A 23,517-nucleotide genomic window follows, 5' to 3' on the forward strand; every position below is an offset into this window, starting at 1 on the left:
GTAAAAGAGATCTTATAGGGTATTTTACTGTTTTCGCTCACCTGGATTGTCTTATACATCTAAGTTGTTTCTACATAAATATCTGTAATCTCACCTATTACTATATCTTTAAAAAATTTCCAACAGAACCAATAAACCGTTATAAAAAGTATTTAAAATAATAACAAATAGGTATAATAATTCCCACTATAGAAAATACAATACTTCCTAAATTAAATGCAGAAAGTTTCGCACGATGAACTTGAATTTCACCTAAATCTACCCCTCCACTAAAATGCTTATCCATAACTTTAGCGACGTTTTGTTGTTGATTAACAAAATAAGGTATTAGCCATATACAGCAGAATAAAATAATACTACCAAAAAAGAGTGTGTCAATAATTGAAGCTCTCCAATTTAATGAAGTAATGACTATGAGAACAAATTCTCCTACCATAACAATTACCATAGTTACTACATATCTGGATTTTTCAGAAACGTTTTTAAATACAGTCTCGTCCAGAATTTTTTCTATTTTAGTCCATATTACACTGATTAACACGATTAGGCTAATTAAGAAAATAGTAAATAAAGCTTTAACTAAAAGATACTCAAACACTACCGACACCACCTAATAATTTCTAAATTAGAATGTAAAGTTGATTTTTTTAACTCTATTAAAAGATTAAATTCAATAATCTATTAACTAGCTTATCGAAAAATTTATTGATTTAAAGATACAACGCTATATGTATTAGTTATATAGGATAAGATCTCCCAAAATTCCTTTTCTAATATATATATCTTCTAATCGTTGTTGGACTTCAATTGTCTAAATATTTTATTTAGCACTTTATATTACTTAAGGGTTCGAATTTTCTGAATTAAAATTCCGTGATATTGTTAAGAAAATAATTATTATTATGATATCTCGATGTAATTGCTGCTAATGCTTTATCTTCAAGGGAAAATATAAGGTTTTCGTTACCATAATACTAATAACAACCTAACAAACTGAATATTTACCAGAAAATACTAAAATGTATCCCTCAGCAATTTACAGTATAATACACTTTTAGAAAAAAATCGAATATTTAAGTATTTCCTTATTAATAATATGAATTAATAGAATGTTTATATTATTATACGGATTAAAGATAGCTCAGCTGTGGTGATCTTTATTCATTTTTTCTAGAGTTTATATTAACTTAGCAAACTTTGTAACAGAACCATATATAAGAGCAAATATGATAAAAGCAATATCACAAGTTTTTTATTTTTTATACAGTAACCATTTGTTAGCCAATCCCTTCTTTTTATTCAGAATATTCTGTTGTTTTTTTATCGATTTACAATTAGAGGTTGAACTATTATATAATTTACAGAATTATGGTAATTTTTAGGTAAATAGAAGTAGTTGAGGAGGACGTAGTGATATGAGCACAAATATTTTAATGCATGAAGCAGTTATGCAACAACTTAATGATTTTTATCAAATGATGTTGTCGCAGCAAATTGAATAAGCATGAAAAAGTTAGTGATTATTTCGATGTATGTTACGAAGCGAAACAAAAACTACTAAGCAAAGGGGCGTTAAAATAATGAAGAAGCTTATATTAGCGACGTTAGGATTAGTGATAGTATTATCATTTAGTAACAATACAGGTGATACACAACATGCTCTAAAAAAGGAAGAAATTATACAATATTCACATGCTGATCATTTTTAATATCTCATTAACAAAGGGACTCCAATTATGGAGTCCCTTTGTTAATGAGATATTGCTTTAGTTTATCTAATTGTAATAATGTTTGTAAAAAGTGTAGATATTTTCTAAATTTGCAGAGGTAATTATTTGTTAATCTTTTAAAACATTGGCTTAGTAATACCGAGGGTTATTATAGATATATTAATTATATAATTTGTCCATATCAAAATGAACGTTTTTTGCATCTAATATATTGTAAATATATTTTATTTTGGAAGGATCTGATTATATGGCTCATAAATCTACTGGAGTGTTTCGAGTTCCAGTTTCTGAAAATGGGATTATTCCAACTGCTCTCAACATTATGTTAAACAATGATTCACGCTGCCATACTAGTAATGTAACGGTAACTGTTAAGAGAAGTCGAAACACCTTTTTCCCAACTCAAAATGAATTAGTTGAAATCTCTCGTACTTTTGTTTCTTTAGAACCAAACAGAACAACTAAGATTGTGTTGTTTACTCCAGAATTTCAAGTAGAAGATTTCCTTGATGTCATCATTAGTGGAAATAAAGAGGATGTTAAGGATGTTCTTGTATATTCTTTCTTAGCAGATTCAGTAGGTCACAATCTGCCATCTACTGTTTTCAGAAATGCAGAATACACTTTTGCTTGCTGACACTGTGATAATGTATTCTTTACTGTCGTATATCTAAATTGAAATGTTACAAGTAGCACTTCACGGCATACAATCTATCGGTGAAAGATCGTTCGGCAGAGGAGTGGTAGTTGGTGAAAGAAGTTTAGGATATCCAGATACACATGCGCTTAGGGTACCTTTACGGAAATTTTAGGTAGTTTGAAATAGAAATTAGAAGATCCCTTCTACCTTAAGGTGGAGGGGTTTTCTTAATATTATTTTTTGATATATATCGCTAAGTATGTTCCAATAATTCATTCTATTGTATTGAGAATAATGTCATCTACATCAAAAAAACGGCTTATAAAAGGAACTAGTATTTGAGGTGGGTTTATTAACGAATTTTATATATAGCATGAATGAAAATGAGATAAATAAAACAATATTCCCTATTATGTTTTTAAAAATTAATTGAGCAGGTCCTTGTAAAAATAAAGAAAAGACACCTAAAGGTGCCTTCCGCCGGCTTAAATTATTTTAATATTATCGATCTAAGTTTAAAAGCTATAAGGATTTTTCTATAGGATTTGTAAGTAGTTTTTATGAAATTATGAGTGTTTTTTATTTTGTAATTCAATAAGTTCATCTGGTATCACTTTTGTATAATATTCTTTTTCTGTTAGTTCAAATATAAATAATGCTTTTTTCCAGTTATAAATAACATCTTCTACATTATGTTGTTTCATTTTTAATAAACACTGACCTTTTAAATAGAATAGTTCACCTAGTAGGTATAAAGTATGTAGATTAATTGCTAATTTGATACCCTTATCAATGTACTTTATTGCCTCTTCATATTGATATGTGAAGTCGAAACATTTTGCTAAATTTAACATGAGTTTTAATTTAATTTCTTTATCTCTAGGAAAATCTAACTTATTAAAATTAGTTAAACATCTTTTGAATATATTAATACTTTTTTCATATTCTTTATTTTCTGCATAAAATATAGCCATTGTTTGCATAATATCTATTTCTCTTTCTGATAAAAAATCAGAATTAGTTAAAGTCAGTTTTAATGCATTATTTAAAAAATCTAAAGCAGTTTTTATTGATTTATCCACCATAAATACAGCAATTGCTTCATGCCATATTAGAAATTGTTTCTCATCTTTTGTTTGAAAATTATTTAAGTTTTTCTCTTTTTTTACTATTTCATAAAGTTCTTTATATTGTTTTTGCTTTAAGCAATCTTTTATTACGTATTTTACATTTTCTACATATTTTAATCTTTTGTTTTGAGTTAATGCAAATATGTTATTCGGATCAATACCAAGTCTTTCTGATAATTGATATAACAATATACTAGATGGATAAATCATACCTTTTTCAATCTTGCTAATTTGACTTTGTGAACATATTCCATGACATAATTCGGATTGTGATATATTTTTTTGATTCTAAGTTCTTTAATGGTAATACCCAAATCGTTAAATTCCATTTATCCACCTACTATTTAGCACTTTATTAAAATAAGAACATTCTCTAACCTTAATGTAATGTAAAATTAATATAGTTGCAATTATTGTTTTAAAGGGCTTATCGTTTCTATAAGATGGTGAGATTTTTTTATGTACAAAAAAGACACCAAAAGGTGCCTTCTTGCGATTTGCTCCATTGTAATATGGTATTGGATGCCAGTCCAATTATTATTTTACCACGTTAAATAGCTTCGGTTATTGAGAAAAAAGACAACTCATTATTTGAATGCAAAAAGTCCTAGGGGGACTAGGACTTTTTACTAGAATGAATATGATTTAAAAAAGGACTTATATAACGTAACATATGAATGTTTCGTAAATGTATCAAAAAAGTGAACAAAAGCGTTAATTTAAATAAAAAAAGCTCCGCGATAAAAGCTGCGGAGCTTCATAAGGTCGAGTTATGTCGTACTCACAAGGGATTTTAACATGAATGTTGTGGTGAAAATACTGGTAAATTTATCCCGTAAAACCCCCACTGATTAGAGTTTCACTTCATTCGAAGGAATTCATGTTTTATAAATTAGATTATGAGAGTTGATATTCTCCATATTGACCAGAAAAGAACTAAAAATTCTAGTGAAATTCCAAGTGTTCGTTTCCTAGTTTTTTGAAATTCTTTTATTAAATAGCCAACAGCACTAATTGCTATAAGAATGAAAAGAATAAGTTCGAGTGTAACTGGCATTTTATCTACTCCTAATACTGTAGTTTATTATATAAAGATTATAAGATGTTTTTGTGGCTAGTGGTGAAAAATTCAATAGAATTATTTCTAAATGGAGTAAATCTTTCAACGGACCAATCAAAGGTCAATACAAAAAGTGTTATACAATATACGCATGGAGAGTCGTGGGGCTAAAGAAATATTGGAGTATAAAGAGTTGTTAGATCAAAGGATTATTACCGAAGAAGAGTTCGAAGTGTAGAAAAAAGTAATTATTAGGTATATAGATGAAACGCTCAGATGAGCGTTTTTTTATTTATATATTCGCAAGTGAAATAACATAATATCACTATGAATCCTTATAACAATATGAATTTTTGCATATTTTAAAATTTAATATATCCCTTAAAAAGTTTTAATTGTATAATATATTTTGTCATATTTTTAGATTTTTCGACATAAACCAACAAAAATAGAGAGCGTATTGGGAGAAGACATTATGTATACAAAACTATTAAAATCAATTACATCATTATCACTTATTGGTGGTGCGTTGTTATATACAAATGGCAGCGATGTAAAAGCTGCTGAAGTGGGTGTTTTTTCTGATGTGCCGACATCACATTGGTCATATCCTGCGATTAAAGATTTAGCGAGTAAAAATATTATTTCCGGTTATGGAAATGGGATATTTGGTTTTGGAGATGTTGCGACAAGGGAGCAAGTTGCGGCTTTAATTTATCGAGTGTTAGTACCAAATAAACAAGGCGGCTCGTTTAGTAATGATGGAACTCGTTACGTATTAAAGGATGGGTCTACGTTTAAAAATCCTTACGGTGATATTAATCAAAGTTCTACAATGTTCCCAGAAGAGGTATTAACTTTAACAAATTTAGGAGTTTTTAAAGGTGATGAAAATGGCCAATTTAGACCGAAAGCTTCTGTGAATCGTGCAGAAATGGCACAAATTCTTACGAATGCTTTCCATCTTGCGGCAAAACAAAAACATACCTTTAAGGATGTTCCAAATCCATTTTGGGCAGAAAATGCAATTAGTGCGGTGCAGTCAAATGGAATCGCAGATGGCACAGGGAACGGGAATTTTGAACCGTATGGCACAGTAACACGTGAACAGTATGCGCAGTTTTTATATAAAACTTTGAAGTATAAAAATGCTGATGTGAAAGATACAGGAGATGCGGCATTATTAACAGCGTTTAAAGAGGAAGTACAAAAGCGTATTAATACATACGAGACAAATATTACACTGCCATATAAAACGAAAAATAATAATACAGACGAAGTGATGAATACACTTTTTAACGCATATAAAGAAGTGGCAAGTAAAAATGAGTATACAAATAATAATAGATCGAATGTTTCATATGGACTTTCTGGATCACCTGGAAATTATACGTTTACGCTTAAGATTACATATCGTGAAACGAAAGAACAGACGGAATATGTCATGAAACAAGCGAAAGCAATCGTTTCTTCTATCACTCAAGTTGGAATGGATGATCACGAAAAAGTGAAGGCGATTCATGATTACGTAGTAAAGCATGTTTCTTATGATACGTCTTATAAAGCTTACACAGCATATGAAGCACTTGTAAATCGTTCTGCGGTTTGCCAAGGTTACGCACTATTAACTTATCAATTATTAAAAGAAGCAGGAATTGAAAATCATTTCGTGACAGGAACTGGGGACGGACAACCTCATGCTTGGAATTTAGTGAAAATCGAAAACAAATGGTATCACCTTGATACAACATTCGATGATCCGGTTCCAGATGAGCAGGGCCGCGTAACGTATTCGTATTTCAATTTATCAGATGAACAAATCGCAAGAAATCATGAGTGGAACCGTGGAGACTATCCGCAAGCTACAACAAATTATTATAGTACACTGACAAATAAAATTGCGGCAGGTAGTACGAAAACGTCTGCATATCAGCAAATATTAAAAGATACAAAGTTAAACTATTTAGGAAATGAATATATTGCAAATAACTATACTGAATTAAAAAATAAAATGCAGCAGCGTTATAGTGCAAAGCCAGAAAAGATAGAAGTACTTTATAAGCAATCAATGAACGGTGCGCTGCAAGATGTGAAAAATGCAATTGGGGAAATCGGTTATCCGCAAGGGTCCAACCGTGTTTCTTATAAAGCGGAGTCGTATAATGCGAAAGAAGGGTATTCTTTAGTGACGATTACGTTTACGTATTAAAAACAATCTAGATCCTATAGGATCTAGGTTGTTTTTTATTATTCTTCGACAAGACATGACAATATAAAGATAAATTCTTTGCTACTATGAGATGAGAAATCTTACATTAAAAAAACTGTTTAAAATAACTAATATAGATAGGCGGAAAAAAATGAACCGAAAGTTACTAACGGTATTAACATGCGGTACATTGCTTATGGGAATGGCTGCTTGTAGCTCAAATGAGAAGACTACAACTGAATCAAAACCTAAACAAGAAGAAAAGGTTCAGGAAAAACCGAAAGTTCAAACCATTCAAAAGCAGCAAAAAGATAGTTATGTAGTAAGTGAAGATGAACTCTCTAAAGCGGCACAGTCGATTGGTGAAATCCAAAACGAGCAAACTATAAATGATATGATGATACATATGTCTTTACAAAAACTCACATTCAGTAGGAATAATCTTCATGTTTCCGGTACCCGTGATGTAGGGCGATTGCAAATGACGAAAGAAAACATTCAATACTTAAAAAACAACTTAAATGTTATTAATAATGATGAAAGACCAAAATATGAATCTATTCTGAACAAATGGTATGATGGAGAGTTCGAATCTGTAGTTAAAGACTTTGAAGAAATTCATTATTTACGTTCAGGAAAAAAGCAAAGTATGGAGGGATCTAAACTAGCTAAAAAAACTGATAGTGATGAAAAAGAATTTATTCTCCATTTCTTTGGTCAAGAAGGATTGGATATCCATAATAAAGAGTGGAAACAGGGCGAGTTATAGAAGTAAAACTGAATTTCTCTTCACTAGGAAGTACAATGTTTTACGGAACAAAAAAATGATGAAGTCCCCTTAAATATACTCTCATTGGGAGGTTGTCTATACTGAGATTCAATAGATACACAGTAATGCTTATCTTTCTAGCCATTGGCACAAATGCTGCATTATCTATGTGGATTAAGCAGGGACTTTTAGGTGTCATCAATGCTATTATCTTCTTGTTAACCGCTGCATGGACTACAAAAGGACCTCATACAGACGGCCAGCATAAATAAATTATTGTATTTCTCAATAAACAAAACAACTAAACATAGCTCAAGTCGGAGGAAGTCACCTTAGGGTATCTTTGCTTTTTTATAAAAAAAGAAAATTGTACGTTTAGACGCATTTTAAATACAAAATAACCGATTCCTTATACGTTAAGAAACCGGTTATTTATTCCCCCACTTTTTTAGAGGGCTTTTTCTTATAATGGTCTTAAATGATTGATTTAAGGTTATAAACTTAAATCATAAATAAAATATAGAGTAAAAACTATATACGAAATAAATGTAACGAAAACAAGGAAACATATAAACTGAGAATTAGATACATATTGTTCTATTCTTTTTTTCATGTTAATTCGTATTATTTTTCAAATGTGAAGTATCAATTGGAATTTGAGCTTTCCAAGAACCAATTACTTTTCCAATTCTAGTTATATTTACGTCTAAAGTAAGAGGCTGTTTAAAAACGTCTTTTTCTTCAGTAGTTATAACAAATGTAGCAACACCTTCAGGTCTATCATTATCACGAATGCCTATTTTATCTAACTTTTTACCTGCTGCCATAAGTTCAAAAGGAAGATAATCATCTGAATCATGGATAAATGATAGTCTCCCGTCATTTTTAATCTCAGGGTTTTCCTCTTGTTGCCCATCAATTTTACCATCACTCTCAAGATTTAATCCTGATGTATCAAATTCAAATGGTACTAAACTTCCGTCCGCTTTTTCCATTCTATAATGAACTGATATACGTGAATCTGCGATAAATACTTCTTTGAGATGTACAGTAATACCTTGATCTGTAATTTTTTCATCAATAGGAATATATTTACCATTCTTCATCATATCTTGTGTGATACCATTTTCATCTTTTATTCCTTCATTTACAACTTTATCATTTGTAATTGCATTAGAAAAATAGGAAGCAACATTTGTAGCCGCCACTTGTACTTGTGGAATCATTGCTGTTGTGAAAAGTGCTGCTGCAGCTACTGCTGTATAAATGAAACGCTTTGATTTTTTACTCATGTTTGTAAAGATTCCCTTCTTTTGTTGTTTTTTGTGATTTATATTAGAAACATTGTCTAACTTGGAACGACTTTCAAATGTTTTCCATGCTTGTTCTATATCAATTTTGATTTCTTGTGGTGAATTTGCAGACTCTTCATCTAGCATTACGTTTTCCCATTGATTTAATCTATTGATTTCTACTAATAAATCTTGGCATGCTTTACATGTATCTAGGTGCTTTGTAAATTCCTTTCTTATATCATGAGAAAGTTCTCCATCAATATATGTTTGAATAAATCCGATATCATAACATTTCATTTGTTATGCCTCCTCCATTTGTTTATAAATCTTGCGAAATTTCATTTTGGCTCGGACCAATAATGTTCCAATAGAAGATATTTCAATTTGAAGTACTTCTGCAATTTCTTTATATTGAAAACCAGAGAATTTCATTAGTAAAAGGGTTCGTTCTCGATCATTCATTTTATTTAGTATCGTTTGGACCTTTGTAATTTCTTCTTTTCTTATCCAATCATCGTCTAATGATGAAACATTTTGTACTTCATGGTATTGTATTTCTTTATCAATCTTCGCTTGCTGCCTTTTTTCAGATCGAAAATGGTTATAGGCTACATAAGTAGAAGATTTAATCAACCATCCAGGTATGTTTTCAATCCCTTTCCAATCACTACGATATAATTGTAAAAATACTTCTTGTGCTAACTCTTCAGCGATAGATTGATCTTTAACGATCCAGATGATTTGTTTCACAGCGTAAGCATAGTACTGCTTAAATAAATCTTCAAAGGTCATATCAGAAGCATGACTTTCTTCATTTTCTATGGTTAACATGTTCGTTTAAACCTCACTTTCAATTTGATACCTGTATTATAGAGAAACCAGAAAAACGGATTTTGTGACAGTTTTTCTGGATATTTTTTATTATGTACTAAAAAAAGCATTCGTCTAATTAAAAGAGAAATACAAAAAGGAAATGAAAACATAAAAACTATAACTCTTGCAGTAGTTGTCTATTAATGCACAAGAAAACAGTTAGTTTGTTGCCAAACTGTATCTAAACGTACAATTTCACTTCTTCTATTTTCATGAATATGTATAATTACATAAAATTTCAAAGAAAAAGAGAGTATACTTTCATATTGTGTAATAAAGATAAAGCCCGCCTACGGAAATAGGCGGGCTTTTTTTACTTATAAAGAAAAGACAACCTTTAAGGTGTCTTCCTTTTGAAATCTAGGTTGTCCAGTTTGTTTTACTTTGGTGCAATAGCAATATTGTTTGGAATAAAGTTTCACCATATTGCTATTAAACTAAAATATTAAGATTGCACTTAAACGAAATTTATAGCATCGAAGTTCATTTTGGAGGGGGAATGTAATACTACATTTTTAAAGTATTCGTTACACTTGAACCTCTGCACATTGCGTAGAGCTTTTTTCATGAAGAAAGGACACTCACGTGAGTGTCCTTTCGATAGTTTTTAGCAGAAGCAAGCAGCTCCAACGATGATTAATAAAATAAACAATACAACTAATAAAGCAAATCCTCCAGCGAAGCCACAGCCGCCACAACTACCACCAAAGCCCATAACAGTTCCTCCTTTAAATAGGAGGAGAAAAACAAAGGTTCACTCATGTGTTTTAACGGATTCCATTTACTTTATGCTTTTTACGAATAAATGGAGCAGGTCCTTTTCAAAATAGATTTATTCTTAGCAGGAGTTCAAAGGAAAAACAGGAGAATCCATATTATTCTTTAAGAGCGAATAGATAGAAATCCGCTTTTATACCTTTCATTAAAATAATACTAGCATTATATATTATAAGGAATACTTGTCCTTAATTGTAAATGAAAGGGGGGAATTGATATGAGCTATGGCTATGGTCATCCTCCTGGAAGATGTCATAAACATCACAATGAAACTTTGTCAACGGGTGTATTACGTAGACATTCCGCTACGTTATTTCTTACTGTTGAAGCTATGAATGTTGATCCAGATGATACTCGTAGAGTAACAGTTGAAATGTTTGATTGGTCATCTGGTTCTCCGGTATTGTTACCATTAATAGACCCTTCAACACAAACATTGCCACCTAATCGATATGTTACTTTTCGTTCAGCAGCTCTTCCTCCAGGAGTTTTTGCTTATGAAGTAAGAATCATTCGTCCGAAAGATAGAGATGTTGTTACGAATGTTTTTGGTCTTAGTGCAATCGTATTTAACCCACAAGAAGGAAACAATGTTTTACAACATGATTTAGCAAAATTAGACCTTAAATAGATTTTATAAAGGTCTATTTATTGAGCATGATTAAAAAAAGAGTAGGATGTAATCCTACTTTTTTTTAACGTTAATTAGAATTTTAAAAGAAATCCTTCATTATTTTAGCATCTTTAATATTCACTATCACACCTTCTACCTTATCTTTCTTCTCATCTTTAGCAATCGAAATTTGCTCCTTATTATCAGCCCACACAAGAAATTCTTCTTTTGAGTCATCTTTATATGTAACAGTAATAGTAGAATGTGCAGATTCTCTCTTTTTTTGATCTAGTGTGATTTGTTTAGGAGTGCCTTTTTGGACTGCTGAAACGATAGATTGTATCATTTTTTCGTTGTCTGTTTGAGATTTGGAAGTAGTATGATTTGTTGTTTTCAGTATTTCAATGTCTGTAATATTAGCGGAATTTAATTGAAAGGTATTTTGTGTATGTTCTTGCTTAGCCTGCGAAGCTTTATCTGTAGCCGAGGTGCTTGTACAACCTATTAAAGTGAAAGATAGAGCGGTTAGTGCGCATATAGATATGATTTTTTTCATAGTATCCCTCCTTAAGTTTAATTATATCAATTTTCTGTTAATTTAGGTAGTTATTGTAAGGAGAAGGTGTTTTAAAGTGGTAAATGATGATGTTCATTCTCTATTAAAATCAAAATTCACATAACTTTTTTCATATTTTATGTTTAACATTTCGAAAATGGGTGTACTACATATAATATAACAAATAATTCATTTTAAAGGAGGAAGTTAAAGATGGAAACGAAGTATAGTAAACCTTTTGTATATGAATTTATTACGGAGAAAGAGGTCATGAATGCGGCGAATGATCTCGTGAAAAAAGGAATAGACCAAAAAGATATTTACGTATTAACGCATGAGAAAGATAGGACAGATAGAATTGCGGACAATGCAGACGTGAATACAATTGGGATAAAAGAGGAGGGACTTGGGACAAGCATTATTAACGTCTTTCAAAAAACAGGAGATCAGTTAAGAAATAAAATGCAAGAGTTAGGGCTTAATGAGGAAGAAGCGAACTTTTATGAAGAAAAACTGGATGAAGGGAAAATCTTGTTATTCGTTAAGGATTTAGAAAGAGTCGGTGAATGGTTACAAGAAAGAAGATGCATGTATTCTATTTAAATTTGTATCCTTTAAATCTATAAATCTATTACGAAAAGGAGATTGTAAATATGAGTGAGAACGGACTAAAAGAACAAGTTAAAGGTAAAGTTGAAAAGAAAAAAGGACAAGTAAAAGAAGGAATTGGTGAAGTTACAGAAGATAGAGAGTTGAAAAATGAAGGTAAGTGGGAAAAAACGAAGGGAACGATAAAAGAAAAAGTCGGAAAAGTGAAACAAAAGATAAGTGATGAATTGGATAATAAAGAATAATATATGTTCATCAAGCTTTAGTTACATACTAAAGCTTGATGAATTCAATATAAAACGAATATAGGAGGTTTAATTGTGGGACTTATTATTACGTGTATTGTAGGTGGACTTATTGGTGCGTTAGCTGGAATGATTACAGGAAAAGACTTTCCGTTAGGTATAGTTGGTAACGTGATTGCCGGATTAATCGGATCTTGGGTAGGTAGTGCGTTATTTGGTCATTGGGGTCCTGAATGGGGAGGCATTTTTGTTCTTCCAGCGTTATTAGGTGCAATCGTCTTTATTTTAATCGTTACATTCTTCTCTAGAATGCTGCGGAAAGCGTAAGTATGATAATAAATAGTAATCTTAAGTTTATTATATATAGTTATAAAGTTAATGAACTGATAAAAATACATAAAAAAGCATCCAATTAAACTAATTTGGATGCTTTTTTATGTATTTTACATAGGAATGAGTGGAGGATGAAGAACCCCCCACTCATTAACATTACACTTTCTATTATGTATTAAGCCATCGTTACCTTTTTACAATTATTTATTCTTACGACTTGCCTTGGTTCTATATGAGATAAGTCCTCGCTATTACTTATATCAACTACAATTGTATTCGTTAGTATGTTAATAATGGAACCAACTAATTTTGTAGCATGATCGTGTCGATAAGAAAATTGAACGAAATCTCCCTTTTTAAAGTTGTGCTCTTCCATAGATAGATCCCCCTAAAAATAATGTTTATACATTATACATACACAAAATTATAAGTTTTAAACATTTATTAGTACGATTTAAGTGTTAAGCCGAGAAAGGTGTAGAAAATTTATTTATAATGAAAATAAAAAAATATGTTTAAAACTAATTTTTATGGGTAATTAAATAGTAAAAGTTCGAGATAAGGGGGCGGAAATGATGAATTTGGCAATAAATATTTTGCAAAATGATGTAGGTTATACGGTACAACTTAATGGTGAGATTGATGCGTATACGGCATCAGATTTAAAAAATAAGGTAATGCCTATTACAAGCGAAAAAGAGGTTCATATTGTAGTAGATTTTCATAACGTAGATTATATGGATAGTACAGGCTTAGGAGTTTTTATAGCTTTATTAAAAGCAGTTAAGAAAAATGATGGGAAGCTAGAGTTTACTGGTGTGTCTAAAAGGCTAAAAAGATTATTTGATATTACAGGGCTAACAGAAATATTAAATTTGAATTCCGATTTTGAAAAAGTAGAAAGAAGGTGACTAGGGATGATGGAGAGATTTGAAAAGATAGAAATGAAAATTCCTGCAAAAGCAGAATATGTGGCTATTATTCGTTTAACAATGGCTGGTGTTGCGAATCGAATGGGCTTTGCTTATGACGATATAGAAGATATGAAAATTGCTATTAGTGAAGCTTGTACAAACATTGTACAACATGCATATAAAGAAGACGTTGGAGAAATTACAATTGTCTTTGGCTTATATGAAGATCGATTAGAAATTATGGCTGCGGATAATGGAGTTAGCTTTGATTTTAATAGCTTAAAAAGTAAAGTTGGTCCGTATGATATTAATAAACCAGTAGAACATTTGCCGGAAAATGGTTTAGGTTTATATTTAATCAATACGTTAATGGATGATATACAAATTATGCATGATGAGGGCATGACAGTTTTAATGACAAAATATATACAAAGAGAGCAGGTGGAGAATGATGGAAATCCAATCTCAACCTACAAATCTTACTAAAGAAGACGTTATTAAACTAATTGCAGACTTCCAACAAAACCAATGTGATGAAGCACAGGAAAGATTGGTTAATCACTATAAAAATCTTGTATACTCCATTGCATATCGCTATTCAAAAGGTGGGCCGATGCATGAAGATATTATACAAGTAGGAATGTTAGGGCTCTTAGGTGCAATAAGAAGGTATGATTATTCGATAGGGAATGCTTTTGAGCCGTTTGCAATACCTACAATAGTAGGCGAAATAAAGAAATATTTACGTGATAAAACTTGGGGTATTCACGTTCCAAGGCGAATTAAAGATTTAGGCGGGAAGATTAAACTTGCGATAGAGGAGCTAACAGATCGTTTCCAGCGTTCACCGAAGATTATAGAGATTGCAGATCATTTAGGACTATCCGAAGAGGAAGTGCTAGAAATTATGGATGCGAAAAATAATTATCGCGTATCTTCCTTAGATGATGTAGTTGAAAATTCATCTGATGGCAGTTCGGTAGCGAGGATTGAATCTGTAGGTGAAGTAGAGCAAGGATATGAAGAGACAGAAAGGCGTCTCGTTTTAAAGGATATTTTCAACGTATTAAATGACACAGAAAAGAGTGTTATTCATTATATATTTGGAGAAAATTTAAATCAAAAAGATACAGGGGAACGGTTAGGTATTTCACAAATGCACGTTTCTCGTATTAAAAGACAAGCGATAAGTAAATTGAAGCAAGCAGCATTTTTAGATACATAAAAATTTAAAATCATTATGTTTAAAACATGAGAAAAGGGGTAGTTATTAAATATAGGAGGAGATATAAAAATGTCACACGATGTGAAAGAACTAATCGAAGGATTGAATGAAGATTTAGCAGGAGAATACTCAGCAATTATTATGTATAACCATAATGCAGCTACAGTTTCTGGTATATATAGACAAGTGTTAAAACCTTTCTTTGAATCTGAAATTAGTGATGAACAAGGACATGCCCTATATTTAGCGGAGAAAATTAAGACGTTAGGTGGTACACCTACTACAATCCCTTTACCAGTGAAACAAGTAGAAGATGTTAGAGAAATGTTAGAGTCGGCTAGACAATCAGAATATGAGACAATTAAGCGTTATGAAACGAGAAAAGAACAGGCAGCGAAATTAAATATGACAGAGTTAGTTGTAAAGTTAGAAGATATGATTGCAGATGAAACAAATCATATGGAAGAATTAGATCGTCTTTTAAATGACAAAGCAATGGTGTTAAATTAATAGTGGAAATTTATAGAATGAAAGAACAAACTCTCATTTCTGGGGGTTTGTTCTTTTGCTGTATAAAAATTATGTTAGAGTAGGAAATTTTCATTTTGTAACTGAGTATGCAATACTAGAAAAATAGAAAATGATAATAGATTTACATTTTAAATAAGAAAAGGGGAAATAACTTGTGTCCATTTTAATTGTCGATGATAATCCGGTTAACATCTTTGTAATTGAAAAAATTTTAAAACAAGCCGGATATCAGGATCTTGTATCGCTGAATTCTGCACAAGAGCTTTTCGAATACATTCAATTTGGAGAAGATTCTTCCAGGTATAATGAAATTGATTTAATCTTATTAGATATTATGATGCCTGAAATTGATGGACTTGAAGTTTGTAGGCGATTACAAAAAGAGGAGAAGTTTAAAGATATTCCTATTATTTTTGTTACAGCTTTAGAGGATGCCAATAAATTGGCCGAAGCTCTTGATATGGGGGCAATGGATTATATTACGAAACCTATAAATAAAGTTGAACTATTAGCACGTATGCGTGTAGCGTTACGCTTGAAATCGGAATTAAATTGGCATAAAGAACAAGAAGAAAATCTTCGGAATGAATTAGATTTAGCTACGCAAGTACAAAGAAACTTATTAAGTAGCCCATTAAGAGAAGATTATATAAAAATTGAAGCAAGTTACTTACCTTCATTTAAATTAGCTGGAGATATGTATTATTGGTATAAAATCGATGAAAACCGCTACGGTATTATATTATTAGACGTGATGGGACATGGTATATCTGCTTCATTAGTTTGTATGTTTATTTCGTCTGTATTACGTGAAACGATTAAATCTTTAATCGATCCAGAACTTGTCATTAAAGACTTAAATAAATATATGACTCTTTTACATAATGAGAATGACGATATTCCATATTATTTTACAGCGATATATTTAGTAGTAGATACAGAAAAGAGAACGATTGAATATGTAAATGCAGGGCATCCTTCTGGATACGTTTTAGTTGATGAAACAAATATGGTTGAACTAAATCGCGGGAGTTGTGCGGTAGGATTTTTTGATGAAATAAAAGTTAAAAAGACAGTTATACCTTTTGAGAAGAACGCTCAAATCGTATTGTTTACAGATGGTGTTCTTGAAGCAATTGCAAATGATGAATTTGAGGCTGAAGAGAAATTACGTACTTTTACAGAAAGAAAATGGGGAGATTTAGAAGGCGAGATAGAAGGGTTTTACAAGGAAGAACAAAAGAAAGCGCAATCAGATGATATGTGTCTAATTATGATACAAACGAATGCGAAATAAAAAGCGTATGAAATCCAAACAGAGGATTTCATACGCTTTTTATTGTATTTTTTGATAAATTTGTTCGCTAGGATTAAATTGGGTATAATGCGGCATTATATTTGAAAAACGAAGAGTTTCTTTATTTCCTAAACATAGAAAACCATTGTGACCTAGGCTTTCATAAAATAGTTGCTGCACTTGATTTTGAAGTTTACTTGTAAAGTAAATTAAAACGTTACGACAAAGTATAATATGAAACTCGTTAAAAGATTGATCGGTTACTAAATTATGCTGTGCAAAAATAATGTTTTGTAAAAGTGATGGATTAAAATAAGCAAAACGATTATCTGTTGAATAATAGTTAGAAAATGCTTGTGTACCGCCAGCTTGTAAATAATTTTTCGTATAAGTTTGCATTTTATTTAACGGGAGGATAGCTTGTTTTGCTTTTTCTAACACATTTGTATTCATATCTGTTGCGTAAATAACCGACTTTTCACTTAATCCTTCTTCGTGAAGTAAGATGGACATTGATAATACTTCTTCACCAGTTGCGCATCCAGCATGCCAAATTCTAATTTCAGGTTGCTTTTTTAATTCAGGAATAACATGCTCTCTAAGCGCTTTAAAAAAGGCAGGGTTACGGAACATCTCAGTTACATTAATCGAGAAATCATTTAATAACTGTTCTAAAACCCCTTCCTCGTGAATTACTTTTTCAATTAATTTTGAAATGGTAGGGATATTAGAGAGCTGCATTCTATTACAAATTCTTCTATAAATAGATGTGCGAGCATATTGGCGAAAATCAAATCCTGATAGTTTAAATACCGCTTCCAATAGTAATTCAATTTCTAAGTTCGTGCGCTCATCCGTATCTACTGATGGATCAAAATTATAATACTTATTTTCCACTCCAACTAAACCTCACTTATTTTATTAACCATACACTCATTACCGAATAGAGTTGATGTAGATTTAATGGTTTACTTATATAATCTGAAGCGCCAGCAGATAAACATTTTTCCTTATCATTTGGCATTGCTTTAGCAGTTAATGCGATAATAGGTATTTCATTTAACCCTAAGTTCATTCGGATATTTTCCATCGTTTCATAACCGTCCATATTAGGCATCATAATATCCATTAAAATAAGGTCAATATTTGTATTACTTTTTAGTATTTCTAAACACTCTAAGCCGTTTTGGGCAGTAATAATGTTGGCATTTTGTTTTTTTAATGCGTTTTGTAACGCAAATATATTTCGATGATCATCATCGACAATTAAAATGGTTTTCTCTTGGAAGACGTTATTTGTTTCGGGAGTAACGATAGTTTTTTCAACAACTTCAGCAGGAATAACATCTTCTATCGTTGCTGCGACTTCTAAATTGGATAACTGTATATCTGGTAATCCATTTGGAAGGTTAGGAATATATACCGTGAAAGTACTACCTTCTCCTACATTACTCTCTAACGTAATCCAACCACCTAACAATCTAGCAAACTCTTTACAAATAGATAAACCTAATCCTGTACCACCATACTTCCGAATCGTTGCGCCATCTGCCTGTTGAAAGGCTTCGAAAATAAGTTGATGCTGTTCTTTAGCGATACCAATACCAGTATCTTTTACTGAAATTGTAATCCAATCTTTACTTATAGACTGCATATCATGACTTAAATTACTTGTTTCTATCGAATCGAAATGTAAAGAAACGGATCCTTTTTCTGTAAATTTAAATGCATTGGATAATAAGTTTTTAATAATTTGCTCAATCCGTTTTGCATCTGTATAAAACAGATCAGGAATCGTATCACTGTCTTCAATAGTAAATTCGACATTTTTTTGTGCAGCTATATGTAAAAAGTTTTGATGCATATTGGCTGCCATGTCACTTATGTTCGTTGCTTCAAAAATGATGTCTAGTTTGCCTGCTTCTACTTTAGATAAATCGAGTATGTCATTAATTAAAGTAAGTAAGTCTTTCCCTGATGAATGAATGACAGTTGCTAATTCAATCTCATCGTCGGATAAATTGTTATCATGATTTTCTCTTAACATTTCAGATAATAGTAAAATACTATTTAACGGTGTGCGTAATTCATGTGACATATTTGCTAGGAACTCAGATTTGTATTTTGAGCTGCGTAACAACTCGCTTGCTTTTTCTTCTAATTCTGATTTAGTAATTTGTAAGTCAGCTGTCTTCTGCTCAGCCTCTTCAGTTCTAGACTCTAATTGTTCATTCGTTGTTCGTAATTCTTCTGCTTGCATTTGTAGTTCTTCCGCTTGCGTTTGCAATTCTTCTGATTGAACTTGTAACTCTTCTGTCATTGCTTGTGATTCATGTAAAAGAGTTTGAATTCGCATACGTCCCATAATGCTATGGATTGTTAAACCTAGATTATCAACGGTTTGTTGAATTAAATCTTGATGTAAATCTGAAATCTCAGTTACACTTACTAACTCCATTACTGCGATTACTTCATCCTCAAATAAGATAGGGATGATTAATAGATTTTTAGGACGTATTTCTAATACTCCGCTAGTGACATAACGAAACTCTTCGGGTATATCCCTGAGAATAAAACTTTTCTTTTCTAAGGCAGACTGTCCAATGAAACCTTCACCCATTTGAATGGATTGTTTCCCAATATCAGCACCTTGATCGGCGAAAGAAGCTTTTTTCACATAGTAGACAGTTTCTTCATATTCTTCACGTACATAAAATGCACCGCAAGAAGTTTGCGTTTTTTGTATAATTCCACTAAGAATTTTTTTACCTAACATCTCAATAGAAGATACACCTTGATACATTAAAATTAATTCTGCAAGCTCCGTTTGTAACCACTCTCTTTTCGATATTTCGTCTAGTAGGTGATTCGTTGTATGAGCAAGATCTTTTATTTCATCACGTGTGTTTACATGAATTCTTTCCGTGATTTTTTCTTTAGAAGAAATGGATTTAATAGCTTGAATTACATTTTTAATCGTTTTTGTAATGGAATTCGAAATATAGAGTGAAATGATAATAGAAATACAAGAAAGTAAGAACAATAAACTGTATAACCAAATCTCTAATTTATTATTTTCAGTATCTAATTGTGCTGCTCTTTTTTTCGTTAATTGCTCCTCAGTGCTACGGAAGTTAGTTACCTGTGACTGTAATGACTGAATTTGAGTCGTGTCGATTGTTTGTACATTATTACTATTATGATTTGCAATTAACGGGTGAATCTCTTTATTTATCCAACTAATAATATTTTCGTTAATCTGTTTTAATTTTTCTTGCTGAGATGGGTTATCCTCTAATAATGAGAAAAGATCTTGATAATGCTTTTCGTAATCCTTTTCCGCAGAATTAAGAGATTGTACGTAATTTGGATTATTAGAAATGATAAACCCTTTCGCTTTATTTTCAATTGTTAGTAAATCTTTCTCCACTTGATTTGTTAAATTGAGAACTTTAAAATCGTGATCAATAATAAAATTACGAGATTTTTGTAAATTAGAAATCTCATTGTTCAACATAATGAAAGAAACAAGTAAGAACAAAATGATAACTAAATAACCAGCCATAATTTTGTAGCGAATACTAAATTTTGCTTTCGAGTTCATTAAAAATTCCTACCTTCAAGGTTATTAAAACTTTTCTATTTTAAAGAATGAAAAACGTAATATATATTATATCAGTTTTCATAAGGCTAAACTAGAAATCCCCCTATTGTATTAGGGGGTTCTTTTTTTATAGAGGAAATCATTTTGAAATATAAAAACATATATGAAAGGTAGTAAACGAGGGAATAGAGGATAACAAATATTCTAAGAAGGGAAGAGTGTTCTTAAAGCTCTTTTTGCATCTATTCCTTCAAAAATAAATAATACAAGATCTCTCTTTTTTACAGTAAGGAAAAAGGATACTAGAGTGCTTAAGTTTTTAATAGAAGTAAGTGTTCCGTGTTTACTTATAAATACATTCGTTTGAAATGTTGTCATTAAAGCATAAAAATGATGAATCTGAGTTATTGTAGGTGTTTCATTATAAGAAATAGTAGTAGAGTGAATGGCGTTCATCGTAATATTCCTTTCCATATAGTAAGCATAACAATATAAACATACCCGTTTAAAAAAATGTTAAACATATAAATAAGAAAAAATATAATTATAGTTTTTTACGTTTAGAAAAGGTTAGGAAGGGTATACATATACTACAAAGAGATTAACTGAAGATGAATTGTAAGATGTCTATGTTTAGTAGATTAGTCTATCAAAATATACTTTTACTTTAAATAAAAAGGAGCCTGGTATACATGAATGAAATGATGATTAATATTACATTTGATTTAATTTACTTGTTAAGTAGTTCACTTGTAGTGCTTTTACTATTCGCTTTTTTCGTAAATGGTTATGTTAATAAAAAGATTAGTGTATACAGAAATGAAGAAAAATAAAGATACATTATATAAAACTTTAGGAGGTTAATAGTTATGAATGTAGATAGAAAAATAGTAGGTGTTTTTAGAACAACTGATGATGCGGCACTCGTTATTAATGAATTAAATGAAAAAGGATACTCAGCAGATAACATTTCAGCTATTGCGAAAGATCAAAAGGAAATTGAACATCTGGAAGAAAAATCGGGTGAAAAAGTGAATAGCGAAACTGCACATAAAGCAGATATCTTTTCAGCGACAGGGCTTGTAGCTGGAGGAGTAGCAGGCGGACTCGGTGGTTTATTAACAGGTCTTGGTATACTTGCCGTTTCTGGAATGGGTCCAATTGTAGCAGCAGGACCAATCGCAGCAGCTATTGGAGGAGCTGGTATTGGCGGAGGAGCTGGAAGTTTAATAGGAGCATTTATCGGCTTAGGAATCCCTGAAGACCATGCTAAAAAGTATGAAGAATATATTTACGATGGAAATATATTAATTTTAGTAGATGCAAAATTAGATGATAAGTTAGAAATCTATAAAATATTTGATAAGCATAATGCCTATAACTCTGATTTCTTTAAATAAAATGTAAACAAATTGAATATCGTTTTTGATCTTACAACTTTGGCGCGGCCGAGGAGTCGTATGACTATAAGAGAGGAAGGGCTTATAGTAAAAGATCAAGTCCTATTATGATATTGAGAAGGGAAGAGGTGTCTATTCGTGATTGTAAAAATATTAAAGGATAGTAGTAATAGTTTCCTTTGCACAGTTCAAAGTAAAAATGGAGATCAGTATGTGAAAAAATGGTTTAGTAAACATGAAAATAATAAAGAATTAGGGCGACCAACTTTTAAAGAAGTAGAAAAGGATTGGAAAGAAAATAGAGACTCGTTTATGTATCCCAATATTAAAGCGCTTTATTAAAATGAAACATAAAGCGCGTTTTATTATTACAAAATTGTCACACTCCTGTAAGGTAATTCAATAGATTAGTTACTTTTTCCATGTCATAATAAAGACATAAGAAAGCTAATTAAAACTACAACTTATTAGGAGAGTGTCAGTCATGATTGTAACAACAACGTCTGGAATTCAAGGTAAAGAAATTATTGAGTATATCGATATTGTAAATGGTGAAGCTATTATGGGTGCAAATATTGTCCGCGATTTATTCGCTTCTGTTCGTGATGTTGTCGGTGGTCGTGCTGGTTCTTATGAAAGTAAGCTAAAAGAAGCTCGTGATATTGCGATGGACGAAATGAAAGAACTTGCAAAACAAAAAGGTGCGAACGCTATCGTTGGTGTTGACGTAGATTACGAAGTTGTTCGTGATGGAATGTTAATGGTTGCTGTAAGTGGTACAGCTGTACGTATATAAGTAAATAAAAAACAGGCTCACCCCTTGAAGTTTATGCTTTGAGGGGGTTTTTTGTTTTTAAGTTGTAGAAGTAAACTCCAGTTGCAAGGGTAAAATGAAAAAGAGACAGTGATGCTACATATATGTAGTGTGAGTGCAAACTTTATAATAAATAATAAAGTTGTTATTTGAGATAATGGAAGAATTAGTGGTATAAATAACTTTATAGATAATAATCAAAATAGAGAAGACAGAATGTTCATGGATGGAATGGTTAAGGGGATTTTCCAATCTGTAATAAAAAACGGAGGTACTGAGAACGGTTTACAGATGTCTACTACATAAAATTTATAATGGATTGGGGGCAATTTTTATGTTTTGGTTAGGATGTTTTTTAGGATACATTGTAGGTTCTGTTATTACATGTGCGCTACTTTACTTTGGATATAGATCCAATGAAAATAAAAAAGCGGATATGCAAAAAGGGGAGGAGAGAAAAATCAATAAAAGAGGTGTATAGTAGGCGAAAGGTAAGGTGATAACATTGATGCAAAAATAAAGGACAGTTACATATTTTATATGATTACTATGTACTGTCCCGCTTATTCCTTTTGGATTAGGAAAAATTGTTTCCTGTCTTGCTATAAATTTCATAGGCGAAAAAACCAAATAAATAGCCTATTCCGGATCCTAAACTAATTGAAAGTAGTGAGAAATCTGGGGAAAACATGCCGAAAATCAAACCAATTATACAGCCGACAAGCATTCCTATAGGTATGAAAATGTCTAATAAGTTTTGAGCTTCTTTTAATTTTTTCTTTCCTAATGTTTCTTCTTTATATTGACGTTCCATTCTCTTCATTACAAATACTACAATTCCACCAACTATTACAATAGGTGCGAGTGCCGAAATGAACCACATGTTAGAAGCT

General features: G+C 31.4%; 28 protein-coding genes and 3 pseudogenes. 19 read left to right on the forward strand and 12 right to left on the reverse strand.

Annotated elements, in window-relative coordinates:
- Window positions 1–139 precede the first annotated feature (139 nt).
- Complete coding sequence (locus N2V80_RS05105; RefSeq protein WP_000464473.1) at window positions 140–598, reverse strand: hypothetical protein; 459 nt, start codon at window positions 596–598, stop codon at window positions 140–142.
- Between the two features lie 104 nt (window positions 599–702).
- Window positions 703–808: pseudogene (locus N2V80_RS30485) on the reverse strand (BtrH N-terminal domain-containing protein); the annotation flags it as partial.
- Window positions 809–1,580: 772 nt separating this feature from the next.
- Between N2V80_RS30485 and N2V80_RS05110 the strand changes: the two are divergent.
- The 3 genes and pseudogenes from N2V80_RS05110 to N2V80_RS30490 all read left to right on the forward strand — a co-directional run.
- Window positions 1,581–1,709 carry a hypothetical protein gene (locus N2V80_RS05110; RefSeq protein ID WP_000733538.1) on the forward strand — a complete coding sequence of 43 codons (129 nt, stop codon included), beginning with the start codon at window positions 1,581–1,583 and terminating at the stop codon, window positions 1,707–1,709.
- 268 nt (window positions 1,710–1,977) lie between these two features.
- Window positions 1,978–2,367, forward strand: coding sequence for a hypothetical protein (locus N2V80_RS05115; RefSeq protein ID WP_000940662.1), 390 nt, complete (start codon window positions 1,978–1,980; stop codon window positions 2,365–2,367).
- 40 nt (window positions 2,368–2,407) lie between these two features.
- Window positions 2,408–2,494, forward strand: a pseudogene (locus N2V80_RS30490) (dihydroxyacetone kinase, ATP-dependent); the annotation flags it as partial.
- Window positions 2,495–2,936: 442 nt separating this feature from the next.
- Here N2V80_RS30490 and N2V80_RS05125 read toward each other — a convergent pair.
- Window positions 2,937–3,829 (reverse strand): annotated as a pseudogene (locus N2V80_RS05125) (helix-turn-helix domain-containing protein).
- A 1,206-nt stretch (window positions 3,830–5,035) separates the two neighbouring features.
- On the opposite strand from N2V80_RS05125, the gene N2V80_RS05130 reads away from it, so the two are divergent.
- Together N2V80_RS05130 and N2V80_RS05135 are read left to right on the forward strand one after the other, a co-directional pair.
- A complete protein-coding gene (locus N2V80_RS05130; protein WP_058839203.1) occupies window positions 5,036–6,769 on the forward strand; it encodes an S-layer homology domain-containing protein in 1,734 nt (577 codons plus the stop codon).
- A 151-nt stretch (window positions 6,770–6,920) separates the two neighbouring features.
- Entirely contained in the window at window positions 6,921–7,538 is a 618-nt protein-coding gene (locus tag N2V80_RS05135; RefSeq protein WP_061655414.1) for a DUF6241 domain-containing protein, read from the forward strand.
- A 614-nt stretch (window positions 7,539–8,152) separates the two neighbouring features.
- On the opposite strand, the gene N2V80_RS05140 is transcribed toward N2V80_RS05135, so the two are convergent.
- The 3 genes from N2V80_RS05140 to N2V80_RS05150 form a co-directional block, all read right to left on the reverse strand.
- The gene (locus N2V80_RS05140; protein ID WP_061655415.1) at window positions 8,153–9,130 is read right to left on the reverse strand and encodes a DUF4179 domain-containing protein; all 978 of its coding nucleotides are present in this window, start codon (window positions 9,128–9,130) and stop codon (window positions 8,153–8,155) included.
- Between the two features lie 3 nt (window positions 9,131–9,133).
- Window positions 9,134–9,664 carry an RNA polymerase sigma factor SigX gene (locus N2V80_RS05145; RefSeq protein WP_000955505.1) on the reverse strand — a complete coding sequence of 177 codons (531 nt, stop codon included), beginning with the start codon at window positions 9,662–9,664 and terminating at the stop codon, window positions 9,134–9,136.
- Window positions 9,665–10,313: 649 nt separating this feature from the next.
- Window positions 10,314–10,421, reverse strand: a complete 108-nt coding sequence (locus tag N2V80_RS05150) for a YjcZ family sporulation protein (protein WP_000505670.1) — start codon at window positions 10,419–10,421, stop codon at window positions 10,314–10,316.
- A gap of 279 nt (window positions 10,422–10,700) precedes the next feature.
- On the opposite strand from N2V80_RS05150, the gene N2V80_RS05155 reads away from it, so the two are divergent.
- Window positions 10,701–11,114 carry a hypothetical protein gene (locus tag N2V80_RS05155; RefSeq protein WP_061655416.1) on the forward strand — a complete coding sequence of 138 codons (414 nt, stop codon included), beginning with the start codon at window positions 10,701–10,703 and terminating at the stop codon, window positions 11,112–11,114.
- An 82-nt stretch (window positions 11,115–11,196) separates the two neighbouring features.
- On the opposite strand, the gene N2V80_RS05160 is transcribed toward N2V80_RS05155, so the two are convergent.
- Window positions 11,197–11,652, reverse strand: a complete 456-nt coding sequence (locus tag N2V80_RS05160; protein WP_000720849.1) for a hypothetical protein — start codon at window positions 11,650–11,652, stop codon at window positions 11,197–11,199.
- Between the two features lie 213 nt (window positions 11,653–11,865).
- Between N2V80_RS05160 and N2V80_RS05165 the strand changes: the two genes are divergently transcribed.
- From N2V80_RS05165 to N2V80_RS05175, 3 genes are all read left to right on the forward strand, one after another.
- Window positions 11,866–12,255 carry a general stress protein gene (locus N2V80_RS05165; RefSeq protein ID WP_000448802.1) on the forward strand — a complete coding sequence of 130 codons (390 nt, stop codon included), beginning with the start codon at window positions 11,866–11,868 and terminating at the stop codon, window positions 12,253–12,255.
- Window positions 12,256–12,305: 50 nt separating this feature from the next.
- Window positions 12,306–12,506, forward strand: a complete 201-nt coding sequence (locus N2V80_RS05170; RefSeq protein ID WP_001293468.1) for a CsbD family protein — start codon at window positions 12,306–12,308, stop codon at window positions 12,504–12,506.
- Between the two features lie 75 nt (window positions 12,507–12,581).
- Window positions 12,582–12,833: a GlsB/YeaQ/YmgE family stress response membrane protein gene (locus N2V80_RS05175; RefSeq protein WP_000522903.1), complete on the forward strand. Its 252-nt coding sequence runs from the start codon at window positions 12,582–12,584 to the stop codon at window positions 12,831–12,833.
- A 181-nt stretch (window positions 12,834–13,014) separates the two neighbouring features.
- Here the strand turns inward: N2V80_RS05175 and N2V80_RS05180 are convergent, their stop codons facing one another.
- Window positions 13,015–13,215 carry a hypothetical protein gene (locus N2V80_RS05180; protein WP_000391011.1) on the reverse strand — a complete coding sequence of 67 codons (201 nt, stop codon included), beginning with the start codon at window positions 13,213–13,215 and terminating at the stop codon, window positions 13,015–13,017.
- 196 nt (window positions 13,216–13,411) lie between these two features.
- Here N2V80_RS05180 and N2V80_RS05185 point away from each other — a divergent pair, with 196 nt between their 5' ends.
- The 5 genes from N2V80_RS05185 (at window position 13,412) to N2V80_RS05205 (ending at window position 16,806) form a co-directional block, all read left to right on the forward strand.
- On the forward strand, window positions 13,412–13,750 hold the full coding sequence (locus tag N2V80_RS05185; RefSeq protein WP_002060869.1) for an STAS domain-containing protein: 339 nt from the start codon (window positions 13,412–13,414) through the stop codon (window positions 13,748–13,750).
- A gap of 6 nt (window positions 13,751–13,756) precedes the next feature.
- On the forward strand, window positions 13,757–14,239 hold the full coding sequence (gene rsbW, locus N2V80_RS05190; protein WP_000970580.1) for an anti-sigma B factor RsbW: 483 nt from the start codon (window positions 13,757–13,759) through the stop codon (window positions 14,237–14,239).
- Window positions 14,202–14,978, forward strand: coding sequence for an RNA polymerase sigma factor SigB (sigB, locus tag N2V80_RS05195; protein ID WP_002093898.1), 777 nt, complete (start codon window positions 14,202–14,204; stop codon window positions 14,976–14,978). Before rsbW ends, sigB begins: the two co-directional genes overlap by 38 nt.
- A gap of 69 nt (window positions 14,979–15,047) precedes the next feature.
- Complete coding sequence (locus N2V80_RS05200) at window positions 15,048–15,488, forward strand: ferritin-like domain-containing protein (protein ID WP_000017755.1); 441 nt, start codon at window positions 15,048–15,050, stop codon at window positions 15,486–15,488.
- A gap of 175 nt (window positions 15,489–15,663) precedes the next feature.
- Window positions 15,664–16,806, forward strand: coding sequence for a fused response regulator/phosphatase (locus tag N2V80_RS05205; RefSeq protein WP_000025538.1), 1,143 nt, complete (start codon window positions 15,664–15,666; stop codon window positions 16,804–16,806).
- Window positions 16,807–16,845: 39 nt separating this feature from the next.
- On the opposite strand, the gene N2V80_RS05210 is transcribed toward N2V80_RS05205, so the two are convergent.
- From N2V80_RS05210 to N2V80_RS05220, 3 genes are all read right to left on the reverse strand, one after another.
- On the reverse strand, window positions 16,846–17,703 hold the full coding sequence (locus N2V80_RS05210) for a CheR family methyltransferase (protein WP_000429042.1): 858 nt from the start codon (window positions 17,701–17,703) through the stop codon (window positions 16,846–16,848).
- A 16-nt stretch (window positions 17,704–17,719) separates the two neighbouring features.
- The gene (locus N2V80_RS05215; protein ID WP_061655417.1) at window positions 17,720–20,410 is read right to left on the reverse strand and encodes an ATP-binding protein; all 2,691 of its coding nucleotides are present in this window, start codon (window positions 20,408–20,410) and stop codon (window positions 17,720–17,722) included.
- Window positions 20,411–20,614: 204 nt separating this feature from the next.
- Window positions 20,615–20,866, reverse strand: a complete 252-nt coding sequence (locus N2V80_RS05220; protein WP_000991357.1) for a hypothetical protein — start codon at window positions 20,864–20,866, stop codon at window positions 20,615–20,617.
- Between the two features lie 236 nt (window positions 20,867–21,102).
- Here N2V80_RS05220 and N2V80_RS05225 point away from each other — a divergent pair, with 236 nt between their 5' ends.
- The 5 genes from N2V80_RS05225 to N2V80_RS05245 all read left to right on the forward strand — a co-directional run bounded on the left by N2V80_RS05225 (window position 21,103) and on the right by N2V80_RS05245 (window position 23,105).
- The gene (locus N2V80_RS05225) at window positions 21,103–21,243 is read left to right on the forward strand and encodes a hypothetical protein (RefSeq protein WP_001004571.1); all 141 of its coding nucleotides are present in this window, start codon (window positions 21,103–21,105) and stop codon (window positions 21,241–21,243) included.
- Window positions 21,244–21,279: 36 nt separating this feature from the next.
- The gene (locus N2V80_RS05230) at window positions 21,280–21,810 is read left to right on the forward strand and encodes a general stress protein (protein ID WP_061655418.1); all 531 of its coding nucleotides are present in this window, start codon (window positions 21,280–21,282) and stop codon (window positions 21,808–21,810) included.
- Window positions 21,811–21,948: 138 nt separating this feature from the next.
- Window positions 21,949–22,152, forward strand: coding sequence for a DUF4028 family protein (locus N2V80_RS05235; protein WP_000635860.1), 204 nt, complete (start codon window positions 21,949–21,951; stop codon window positions 22,150–22,152).
- 142 nt (window positions 22,153–22,294) lie between these two features.
- Window positions 22,295–22,606, forward strand: coding sequence for a YbjQ family protein (locus N2V80_RS05240; protein ID WP_000637511.1), 312 nt, complete (start codon window positions 22,295–22,297; stop codon window positions 22,604–22,606).
- 352 nt (window positions 22,607–22,958) lie between these two features.
- Window positions 22,959–23,105, forward strand: a complete 147-nt coding sequence (locus N2V80_RS05245) for a hypothetical protein (protein ID WP_000498632.1) — start codon at window positions 22,959–22,961, stop codon at window positions 23,103–23,105.
- Between the two features lie 96 nt (window positions 23,106–23,201).
- Here the strand turns inward: N2V80_RS05245 and N2V80_RS05250 are convergent, their stop codons facing one another.
- Window positions 23,202–23,507: a hypothetical protein gene (locus N2V80_RS05250; RefSeq protein WP_000264242.1), complete on the reverse strand. Its 306-nt coding sequence runs from the start codon at window positions 23,505–23,507 to the stop codon at window positions 23,202–23,204.
- Window positions 23,508–23,517: the final 10 nt, after the last annotated feature.

Source organism: Bacillus sp. FSL W8-0640 (genome assembly GCF_038007725.1).
Lineage (GTDB): Bacteria > Bacillota > Bacilli > Bacillales > Bacillaceae_G > Bacillus_A > Bacillus_A cereus.